We start from the raw sequence: 10,727 nt of genomic DNA on the forward strand, positions 1-10,727 counted from the left end.
CCACGCACCCGTACGTCCTACCCTGGCTACTGATATATTAAATCCTATAAAAATAAGGTCAACCAGTAAAAACTGGTTAACCTTATAATACGAAACCACCCGTTAGTTGAAGATACTAAACTTAATAATCTTCTTTTTTCCAACGTTTATATTCTACAAACTCTAAAAAACCATAAGCTGTTATCATTGAAAAAATAGGGACAACATAATGCTTCGGAGGTCCAAATATAAAGATAACAACAATGAAAGCTGCAATAAAAAGTGCTGTATTAAAAAGATATGATTTTTTCCGGTATTTTAAATAGAGTTTTACCTTATCCATTACTTTTCCTTTCACAGCATTAATATGTTTATTTCCATGTTTTACTTCTCCCACTATAAAAAAACTTTACCATATTTATCAAAGTGAATTACATTCCAATTTTTTACTTTTAAATTGAATTAACCACCCAGTTAGCTGAAGATTCATAATAGCATTTATTGAGAGTGGTGAAGGACCTGATTTTGAGCGTTTTTTAATTTTCATGGGAGTTCAATAAGCATTTCCGTTTCTTACCACTCTCTCCATTCTTCAATTATGTCTTCTTCGGACTCAAAGCCAGCTATACTTGTTGCCTCAATAATAAAATCACATAGTTCTTCTCTCTCCATTGTCTCAATAAAGTAATCATATTTCTCATTTAGTTCATTTAAATTGATTACCACTTCTTTAACACATACCAATATGTCTTCCTCTGTCGTATTATCTCCAAGTTTTTTTAAGCTATTGATGTAAGAATTAAGAACCTCATTAGTTGCATTAATATTTTCGTCGGTAAAAAGGTCATCATCTTCATCCATTCTTTGTTTCCATTCTACCGTTGGTTTGTTTTTTGTTAGCTCTTCAAAAGTCATAATATCCTCCAAGAATTCATTATTTTATCTTATCTATTGTTTCTTTGACTTATCAAGTTTTCTTATTAACTAACCTTTTAGGTTAACCAAAAATGCTTGCATTTCATAGCACTAAAGATGAATGTAGTTGGAACTAAAAAGGCATTTCTCATTACAATTACAGATATTAAATCAATCAACCATTACTCCCCATCCGTCCGTGTAACCATCATAAGGTTTACTTAATTCATCTAGTTGTTTTTGTATATTAACTATATCTTCGTGAATTAAAAGCATTTCTACAAAACAATAACAAGTCCACTCTTCAGTTTCTTCATCTTGTTCTAATTCGCAATTAAACCCATTATCTCTTAGTGCTTTTAGAACAGATTCACCATTCTTTTTATCTGGAACTGCAACACAAAAATCAACACCCATCGGTTCTTTAAAATCAACACCTAGCTTATATAGCCTTTTTAACACTTGTCCATCTTCATCTTTAGGGAAATTTTTAGGAAATAGATTCAATTTATTATTGTCCCCTTTTTTCTTATATCAGTTTATTTACATTTCAAATATTAACAATATATTAATGTAATTGATATGGTATTATTTTCTTTTCCTTCTTGAACTAATCTGCCCCGTTAGTTGAATAAGAAAAGGGTGCTAAACCCCTAATTGAAGTAATGCGCGCCTGATTCCGAAATAGCAATAACCTGCTGACGCCACCGTTAGTTTAAATTTTTTATTATTTCATCATAATACTCTTTCGGATTAGAGATATTGTTATCAATGAAAAACCTTGCATTTTGTTTGAACATATCAATGTAAGAGTCTTTATCCATACTTAATTCGCCCAACTCATCAACATCACCCTCAACTTGTACAGTTTCGCTTTTTAAATCTACAATAACAGTCATATATGTTTCATCATTGTATATAACAATACAGGTTACTTGCTTTTCCACTAAATCAACTTGCGGAAATTCGTGACGTACACCTGTGGCTTTAAATATTGTATATCCGACATTATATTCATTTGAATTATTCTCCATTTTCAACACATCCTTAATAAAACTAATCTAATCATATTCTAAATAGAAAGTTAAGTGTGTCCTTATTTAACCAAACTGCTTCTTTAGTTCAATAATAAAAAAGGCTTTACTCCGTCTTGAAGTAAGGCACCCGTTACTTTAATAACTCACAATCTAAAATTATTGTTTGATATTGAAGTCTTGCTTTAACAATGAATACATATATAAATCATCAAACTTTCCAATAGTAAACTCGTAGCTTCTTAAAAGCCCTTCTCTAATAAACCCCTGTCTTTCTGCTAATTTTTGTGACGGTATATTAGGAGGTTCTATTAACGCTTCTATCCGTTGTAAATTCAAATGTTCAAATCCATATCTAATAACAGCCTCAAAAGCCTCGCTTGCTATTCCTTTACCCCAGTGTTCTCTACTTAACTCAACACCAATTTCTGAACGATAATGCTGTGAAGCTAAGTTAAGAAAACCACAACTTCCGATTACCTCCCCTTGATCCTTCAACGTAATTCCCCATCTTATTCCTGTTCTCTTTTCGAATATTGATTTATACCAAGAAATCTCATCCAATGCGTCATCAATGGACTTAAATGGTTCTAAACCAACATACTTCATTACTTCTTTATCAGACAAATACTTTAGAAGACTGTTTGCATCATCTTGTGTTACTTGTCTTAAAATCAACCTATCAGTTTCAAGTATAGGAAATGCTTCTACCAAAATAAACCTCTCCCTAAATATTATTCATTTTGTAGTACCCGCCATTACTTGAATATTAGAGGACTTCACTGTTCTTCAAGTAAACTGCCTTTTGAATAAGAACATATTACTCTTTAAATGAATCAGCAACTAAATTGCTGAATTCTCTTAAATAATGAAGGTAATTGTTACCCCCATAGTTAAATCGTTTATTGTACATTTTTGATACAACAAGATTATATTTAGGAATAACTAATAAAGTCGGACCAGTTACACCCAATATTTGATAGGAACCTTTAGGCACTCTTTCTCCAATTTCGCTTCTTAACGATGGTGTATCTTTCACATACCAAAACAATCCGTTCTGTGGTAAATCTTTATCTTTATAAGTTGGGTTTTGTAATCGGGTAGCTAATTGAATTACTTCTTTTGGAACAACTTGTTTTCCATTTACTACTCCATTATTTAAATGAAGATTTCCCCATAAAGCAAATTCCCGAGCTGAGGTATGGAGGTTTGAGTCAAAGCCATCATTTGAACTACCTAATTTATATGTAGAAAGATCGTTTGGATTATCAATTACTTGAACCAATTTTTTATTTGGTCTTGAATGCCAAGCAGTTTGTTTAAAACCTAATGGTAGGAATACCCTCTCTTTAAGTAATTCAGGGAAACTTTTACCGTAAAGTTTTTTTATAATTTCTGTCATCATTAAAATGTTAATACCTCTGTATGCCCATCCCTCGCCTGGAGCAAATTCTCTAAAAATATTTCCTTCCATTCTCTCGTTTAATCCGTGAGAGTGAGTAACTAAATGTCTTATAGTTGTTCCTGCAAGGAGTTCCTTATCGTAACTGTCTAAGTAATCGATTACATAGTCATCCAAACTTTTAATTTTACCTTCATATAAAGCATAGGCTATCGCTAAACCTATGTAGCTTTTTCTTGCAGAAGCAACATTAAACTGTGAGGTTTCAGAAATGGGAATAGCATTTGAATTAGAATGAAAGCCACTATAATGTTCTAATACAATCCTACCGTCCTTTATTATAACTAATGAAGATGCACCGCTATTATTGCGTTCCTTTATATCATCCACATACGAAACTAATTTTTTATAAATATCTACCACTCACTACATCCCCTTTTAATCCCCCATTGAATCTATCTATACCTTAAATTCTACAATCAGACATAGTAAACCTTGTTCATAGCACTCGTTAGTTGAACAAGGATTGATTATTAAATCTTCAATAGATTTTCAGTAAGAAAAACTTTAGCCATAAAATAAGCATTTGTAGTAAAAAGTTGTGTATTTATCTGATTTAATCTTATTAGATTTCCCATTTCTTCAAAATCAACTAACTTAACATTTATCTCTTCTGTATCATCTAAGTCTTGTTCAAATTCTTTAAATGCATCCAACATTAGATAAGTTATCACTTTGTTATTTTGTGTGGCTGGGTTAACCATGAATTCACCCAAAAAAATTGGTTTTCTCAAAGAAATAAATCCTGTTTCTTCCTTAACCTCTCTAATTAACCCTTCTTCATGTGTTTCATTTCCTTCTCTTTTACCAGCAGGAACTTCTAAGAAAAAGTCTTTTCCTGCATAACGATACTGTTCAACAAGAACAATTTGTTTTTCCTTTGTAATTACTACTGCATTTACCCAATCCGAATATTCGTTTACATAATAATCGTCAATCACAATTCCATTTGGAAGCTTGCATTTATCTTTTCTTATATTCCCAAATGGACTTTTATGTATATACTCTGATTTTAATGTTTTCCATTTATCCATAATACCCCTCCACTATTGCTGTTTCTTAATTTAATCAACCTATATCTTTATATATTCTCTAATAATGGGGGTTACTCCTTCTTCAACTAAACTACCCGTTAGTGAAAAAGCGTCACCACTTATTTTATAGGACCAGAAAGAATTTGATTGCAGAGCGGGTTACTTAAATATGAAAAGCTCTACTTTTACTAAAGTAAAGCACCTATTAGTTCAAAATCATGAATTTAAAGTTGCCAATCATATTCTACCTTTGAAATAATTTAACGAGTCGCTGCATAATAAATTACATACAACCAGCTAAACACCCCGTGTATACAAGTCCACAAAATAGATTTGTGTACACTCCAAGAAATTGCAATTGCTAAAGCTGAACCGAATGTAATGCCTGAGGAAACAGTTGATTTAGTTTTGTTATTCATTTCTGTACGTCCCCTTTGTGTCTTATTTTTTTGTAAACTGCGACATAAAAACGCCCATTCTCTTCTTCAGTTGCCGCTGCAATCTCCTGTCTGTTTTCTTTTTGCAGCCCAGTTTTTTGCTTTAAGAACTAATTCATTAACAAATTCCTGCTTTTCATCTTGATACTTATAATGATTATCTGGGTACTGTTTTGCCAATTCGATTTTAACTTCTCCATACTTTATAGCATATTCCGGATGTTTTACTAAGTATTCTTTGAAATCCAAATGCGTTTTTATATTTTCATTTCCTATTTGAAATATATGTAGGTGATGGGTTCTATTTTCATTCCCCTTCGGAAAGTACCTTCTTCCTGTGATCCCGTTCTCACCTTTAGGTTCATATCCAGATTTCCGAAGATCTTCATTGAACAATTCAATATTTTTAATATTCTTAACGACAACTAAAATATCAATTATTGGTTTTGCGTAACCTACTGCTGGTACAGAGGTACTTCCGATATGAAAAATATCAACTAGTTCATCAACCAATATCCCTTTTAATAATTTCTCTTCGTGACAATATCGCTTTTCCCATTCTTCATTCCAAGGATGAATTTCAGTTTTTCTCATAATAACTTCCCTCCATTCTTCTATATAAAGCTAATAAAAGGATTGAGGGATTCTCCCAACAATCCTTAAAGGCGTTCCGACTTCAAGCGAACATTTAAAACGCTCAATTCTTGCTCATCGAATTCGATTTATGCGTTTAATTTTATTTTTTAAATGACAACCCTTCTTCTTCTAAAAAAGTTCTCATAGTAGGCAAGGAAGCTGGTCCGATACCGTGCAATTTCAAAATTTCCTTTTCAGTGTACTGTGATAGTTCTTTCAATGTGTCAATCCCTGCGTGAATCAAAGCATTTCTTGCGGGTGAACTAAGTTTCGAGAGGAAGCCATTTTTAGGCTTATTCTCTTTGTCGCACGTAGGACAACTTGTACACTCACTGTTTTTGTAATACGTATGTCCCTTTTCACAAACCCTTGCACTTTTTTCTACTGTCAAAATAATCACTCCTAACAAATTTAGTATCCAGTTTTTTCTTGATCTTATTGTATATTAGTTGTACAATCTCGACAAAATCTATGTATGTCTTTTCAGCAATCCTGCCAGTTAATAAAATTTGAAAAGGGTGCTTAACTCCTATTTGAAGGAAAGCACCCGTTAGTGGAGGGAAATGTAAGTTGAAAGTACAAATACTGATGTTACAAACGATATAATCGCATTTGTTTTTCGTCACCTACCTCTTTCGTGACTTCTAATTGAACAAACCCGCTTTGGTCATTAAATAATTATTGTACATGAATCGATTTTCGTAAGTCTTTTAAAAGTGGGTACATGCCATCCCCACCTTCTTCTGGATATTGAAATGTAATCACTAGTACATGTTCATCAATCTCATAAGCAATAAACCCTTTTACGGGATAAACATAAAATTGCATTTTTCCCGTCAACTCATTTTCTTCTAACGGTGTGCTTTCCAATTCAAATTTTTCTTCGAACCCTTCAGTTTCAAATCTTTCTTGCAGGTTCGATACAGATTTTTCAAGATTTGTGTGTTCTATCATTTCTAATGTGATCTTATAGTCATCGTATTGAGTTGAATAAGTTATTTGGTTGTTGCTCACTTCAGGAACACCGAATACTTCGTCTAATTGATAAGCAATACCATAGGTTGGTATATGATAATTAATAACTTTAATTTCCTGGTCCGAACCTTCATTTTTTCTAATTACTGTTTCGGTAGAACCTGTATGAATCTCCATGCTAGTTTCATTATCTTCAACCTCATCTTTTGAATTCGATTGATTTTTATCATTTTCCGGTATTTCTTTTTCCGGATCGTTGATGATTTGATTTTTATTTGTTTGACTACCCTCGTTACTACAAGCCATTAATAATCCAATTATTGTAATAATACCTAGCAAATTTTTCACCATTATTTTTCCACCACCCCTATAAGTATGAAATAAGTACTTACGCGCACCGATATCGTTTCAACTAATTCAAGATTAGTATTAGTAAATCACTTATTCCAGAATATGGCCTGATTGTAGAATAGGTGCACAAGGAGTTATTGAGACATTGACACTTTATTAATAGTCAACAATCTCGTGTAATAGTAATGTTCAACTTGATTTGAATTTTATAAGTTAGCTACTAGCACTGCAGAAACTTTATTAGGTCGGTGTGATTACGAATATACTGTAGTAACTCACGCAACGCCCACTCTTTCTTTACACCATTAATAATTTATACCTGTACTGAGTAATCAACCCCTGGCATCAACCACGGTTCAGTCTCTACAAAATTAAGCGAAGCATTACTTATAAAACTGCCATGTTATAAGTAAAAAGATTAATATAACAATAGTAACGATTGATAGAAGATAAATAGCTCTCTGGAATTTCATTAAAGTTTCCTTTTTCCAATTAAGTAAAACGAAAATAATAAAAACAACACTTGCAATAGTTAAAACATAATTAGCAACTATATGTGGGAGTACTTCAAAATATCCTCGATTACTATTACTCAACATCCTAATTGCTAATAAAATAATATTTACGATAAATGCTGTACCAACAATATTTAATAGGTAAACCCATTTCCTTATTTTTATAGAAGATTTTTTTCTTCTCCGATTCAAAATACTGATTACGATTAAAACGAATGGGGAAGCAATAAAGTATACTAAACAATAAATGAATAATACAGCACTTATTGTTAACCAAGATCTACTTTTATCTAAAGGGAGATAATCTGAAATCGATGTAGAAATTTGTTTAACTTCACCATCCTTTATAGTAAAATAAAGAACTTTTGTAAGATTAAACATAGGACTACCATCTGTCATTTTATAAACATTTGGATGCGTTTGGACGTAATTAGCTTTCATACCTGCCAAACTTACTTCAATTTCATTCGCATTTAGTGATTTCACTGTAAGTGGTTGTAAATAGTAATACAAATTTAAGAAGCCACTTTCCATTCTGCGAGTAGTAATATACTTTCCTTCTGTTATTTGTGAGTTTGGTAAGTCTGCCAATTTCACTTCATCTATCTCTTTTTCTCCAACCAATTCCTTCATCAGTCCATAGGAAATATCAAGCTCTGAAGCTTGATTCGTTAATATTATTACTGCAAATTTTTCTTCAGGGACGACATGAAAATTACTTGTAAAGGAGGCTGTATTTCCACCATGTGTCAGTCCTTTAAACTTTCCTTCATACTCCCAAAAACCATGTGCGATACCTGGAACATTCTCATTAATGGCATAACTTTGTGAAAGCATTGTATCTAGCGTACTTTCATCCTCAAACAAAACGTTTTCATTATCGGTTTGTGGCATAAGTGCCATTGCAAACTTAGTTAAATCTTGTGCTGTTCCATTTATTCCACCACTAGGATACACGGACATATAGAACGGTGTCGATAGTTTGAAATTTCCTTCTTCTATAAGCTCATATCCATTTACTTTGTTTTTTGTTATCTGCTCATTTCTCCCTAAAGACAAATATGCAGTCGAATCTAGAATACCTAATTTTTGAAATATATGTTCATCAACATATTCATTAAAGTCTTGTTCTGTAATTAATTGAACTATATATGCAGCTAGGGAAGTTGAATAATTAGAATAAGCAACGACTTTACCTGGACGATATACTTGGTTTGGTTCAGCAATTTTCAATCCTTCTTCTAAAGATTTTACACGGTATTCGGTAGCGTATCCCACATCAAAAATATTATCCTCAAATCCGGCAGTGTGATTCATTAAATCCAACATAGTGATAGGAACATCATACGTTAGTTTTGTTAAAAATCCTTGCGGTAAATAGCTGTTTATATCTTCATCTAAATCAATTTTTCCTTGTTCGACTAATTGCATGACCGACACCCAGACAAACAATTTACTAACTGAGCCCCATTCAAAAACAGCAGTATTCGTATTTATTTTAATTTGATTTTCAATATCTCCATAACCATATCCTTTTGATAAAACAACTTTATCATCTTTCAATATAACAATGCTCGCACCCGCAGTTGTTTCACCAATATATTCATTTGCATAATCGTCTACGAAACGTTCTACATCGGATAATGAAATTCCAGATGGTGTTGTAAGTTCATTAGCATAAATTGTTTCGGTAATAAACAAAGATAAAGCTAGTATCAATAAAATTGCAAAATTCTTATTCATGCGGTCCCCCCTTATAATAAGTATATATTTGCTTCCTTAAAGTTAATTGAATCATTTTGCAAAGTGATTTCCAATGTATCGCACGCTGCATGATTTATTACATTTTGGAAGACATTATCAAATAATCGGTGCAACCAAATTTCATTACACTGCTTTGTTTGTGCCTATTGTTATTTAATTTCATTTATTCTATCTACAATAAGGTCTAAAATTTTTTTCACGTTTTTTGTCTATTAATTCTATACATTTTTTAATATTGACCAGTAATTAAATTCAGATTAATTTACGGTCCTTGTTCAACTGACCTACCCCGTTAGTCTGACTCCTACGACCACGGTGCATCACAGAATGTCGCACCCAATACGGGTAGCACTTATGGGAGATTAATCATACTCAGGTTATTGCGCCAGCCTGCCTTTATTCTATGAAGTATGGAGTTGGTTCTTGATTAACTTTCAACTTAATACAATCATTCTGAAGGCTCAGCCTTTTTTAAAAAAACGATTGATAATCAATTACAAAACAATTACCGTAACATTTAACAAAAATGCATACTAAGGACGCCACGTGGCAAACTAAAATCATGGAGGTGTATATAGTGAGCAACAGCCCGAAGAATAATTTAAGTGGTAACGCTAGTGATAAGCAAGCGGATAGCAAGAATTTATCAAGGGAATTTGATCATGAACTTGCAAACAAACCCTTGACACCGGCAGAGCGACATAATAATAAGAAAACGAAGAAGCGGCAATGAGCTAAAGTGATGTAAGACGGCTACTTCATTTTTTTACTATATTCTGCTTAGAACTGTGGTTTAGATTAAATAAGTCCCCTTGGCCAACCAGAGGACAACGATTGATTACAGCATTGTGCTTTGTCATTCGTTGTCCTCTTTTTTGGGGATTCTGACCTTTATTTTAATTTCACAAACTCTTTTATTTCACTAACCCGTTAGCCATCCACTCTGCACCACAGACTGTCGCACTCTATATGAGTAGCACTCATGGTAGTATAATTCTATTCTGTTTTTTGCACCAGCCTGCCTTTATTTTAAGAAGAATGGAGTTGGTTCTTGATTTAACTATCAACTAGGCTCGGGCCTTTTTTAAAAAACTATTTCTAAGTATTTTTGTGATTTTCTCGAGTTTTGAGCTTTTCTAATTTTCATGGGAGTTGAACAAGAAAGGTACGTGACCATATAAATAAGTAGTAGCTACACCAGCTAGTATTCCTAAGAGTTTAAAAAAAATTTTAATAATATTACTCCTCCAAAAAAAATCAGATGAATCATTTCACGGAAGTAGTTACCTCCATTACGCAATAAGAAAAGCCGTCTTGAAGGTCAGCCGATTTTTCACTAAAGCTACCCGTTAGCTGAAATTATTTATATACTTCTTCTTCTAATTTCCCAATTCTTTCTTTCAACTTTTTATTCTCTTTTTTTACTTCATAGGAGTTATAAAACGCTCCCGCAGCAAGGGAAAACGCAAACCATGCCCATAACCAATCCATTCAAAATCCCCCTCTATACTCTTCCTGAAAAATTCATTACCTTATTGAACTAACCTCCCTCTATAAACATTGATGTATCAACGGCTTGCACTACTTCATGATGTAGAATAATTATTTTTTCACGTATTTCATAA

General features: G+C 32.7%; 13 protein-coding genes. 1 reads left to right on the top strand and 12 read right to left on the bottom strand.

Going from position 1 to position 10,727, the window contains the following annotated elements; all coding sequences use genetic code 11:
• Window positions 1–121: 121 nt before the first annotated feature.
• The 11 genes from AC1TO6_RS20730 to AC1TO6_RS20780 form a co-directional block, all read right to left on the bottom strand.
• Window positions 122–376 carry a hypothetical protein gene (locus tag AC1TO6_RS20730; RefSeq protein ID WP_482103477.1) on the bottom strand — a complete coding sequence of 85 codons (255 nt, stop codon included), beginning with the start codon at window positions 374–376 and terminating at the stop codon, window positions 122–124.
• 176 nt (window positions 377–552) lie between these two features.
• Window positions 553–894: a hypothetical protein gene (locus AC1TO6_RS20735; protein ID WP_482103478.1), complete on the bottom strand. Its 342-nt coding sequence runs from the start codon at window positions 892–894 to the stop codon at window positions 553–555.
• Window positions 895–1,065: 171 nt separating this feature from the next.
• Window positions 1,066–1,401, bottom strand: a complete 336-nt coding sequence (locus tag AC1TO6_RS20740; RefSeq protein WP_482103479.1) for a ribonuclease E inhibitor RraB — start codon at window positions 1,399–1,401, stop codon at window positions 1,066–1,068.
• A 203-nt stretch (window positions 1,402–1,604) separates the two neighbouring features.
• On the bottom strand, window positions 1,605–1,928 hold the full coding sequence (locus tag AC1TO6_RS20745; RefSeq protein WP_482103480.1) for a cysteine peptidase family C39 domain-containing protein: 324 nt from the start codon (window positions 1,926–1,928) through the stop codon (window positions 1,605–1,607).
• A gap of 159 nt (window positions 1,929–2,087) precedes the next feature.
• On the bottom strand, window positions 2,088–2,642 hold the full coding sequence (locus AC1TO6_RS20750; protein WP_482103481.1) for a GNAT family N-acetyltransferase: 555 nt from the start codon (window positions 2,640–2,642) through the stop codon (window positions 2,088–2,090).
• Between the two features lie 106 nt (window positions 2,643–2,748).
• Window positions 2,749–3,753, bottom strand: coding sequence for a serine hydrolase domain-containing protein (locus tag AC1TO6_RS20755; protein WP_482103482.1), 1,005 nt, complete (start codon window positions 3,751–3,753; stop codon window positions 2,749–2,751).
• Window positions 3,754–3,863: 110 nt separating this feature from the next.
• Window positions 3,864–4,424 (bottom strand): NUDIX hydrolase, encoded by a 561-nt coding sequence (locus AC1TO6_RS20760; protein WP_482103483.1) that lies wholly within the window; start codon window positions 4,422–4,424, stop codon window positions 3,864–3,866.
• A gap of 485 nt (window positions 4,425–4,909) precedes the next feature.
• Window positions 4,910–5,455, bottom strand: a complete 546-nt coding sequence (locus AC1TO6_RS20765) for a GrpB family protein (RefSeq protein ID WP_482103484.1) — start codon at window positions 5,453–5,455, stop codon at window positions 4,910–4,912.
• Between the two features lie 142 nt (window positions 5,456–5,597).
• The gene (locus AC1TO6_RS20770; RefSeq protein WP_482103485.1) at window positions 5,598–5,888 is read right to left on the bottom strand and encodes an RNA polymerase alpha subunit C-terminal domain-containing protein; all 291 of its coding nucleotides are present in this window, start codon (window positions 5,886–5,888) and stop codon (window positions 5,598–5,600) included.
• A 287-nt stretch (window positions 5,889–6,175) separates the two neighbouring features.
• A complete protein-coding gene (locus AC1TO6_RS20775; RefSeq protein ID WP_482103486.1) occupies window positions 6,176–6,823 on the bottom strand; it encodes a hypothetical protein in 648 nt (215 codons plus the stop codon).
• A gap of 383 nt (window positions 6,824–7,206) precedes the next feature.
• The gene (locus AC1TO6_RS20780) at window positions 7,207–9,081 is read right to left on the bottom strand and encodes a serine hydrolase domain-containing protein (RefSeq protein ID WP_482103487.1); all 1,875 of its coding nucleotides are present in this window, start codon (window positions 9,079–9,081) and stop codon (window positions 7,207–7,209) included.
• Between the two features lie 598 nt (window positions 9,082–9,679).
• On the opposite strand from AC1TO6_RS20780, the gene sspO reads away from it, so the two are divergent.
• On the top strand, window positions 9,680–9,835 hold the full coding sequence (gene sspO, locus AC1TO6_RS20785) for a small acid-soluble spore protein O (RefSeq protein ID WP_482103488.1): 156 nt from the start codon (window positions 9,680–9,682) through the stop codon (window positions 9,833–9,835).
• Window positions 9,836–10,461: 626 nt separating this feature from the next.
• On the opposite strand, the gene AC1TO6_RS20790 is transcribed toward sspO, so the two are convergent.
• Complete coding sequence (locus AC1TO6_RS20790) at window positions 10,462–10,593, bottom strand: hypothetical protein (RefSeq protein ID WP_482103489.1); 132 nt, start codon at window positions 10,591–10,593, stop codon at window positions 10,462–10,464.
• Window positions 10,594–10,727: the final 134 nt, after the last annotated feature.

The organism is Sporosarcina sp. Y352 (genome assembly GCF_056786535.1).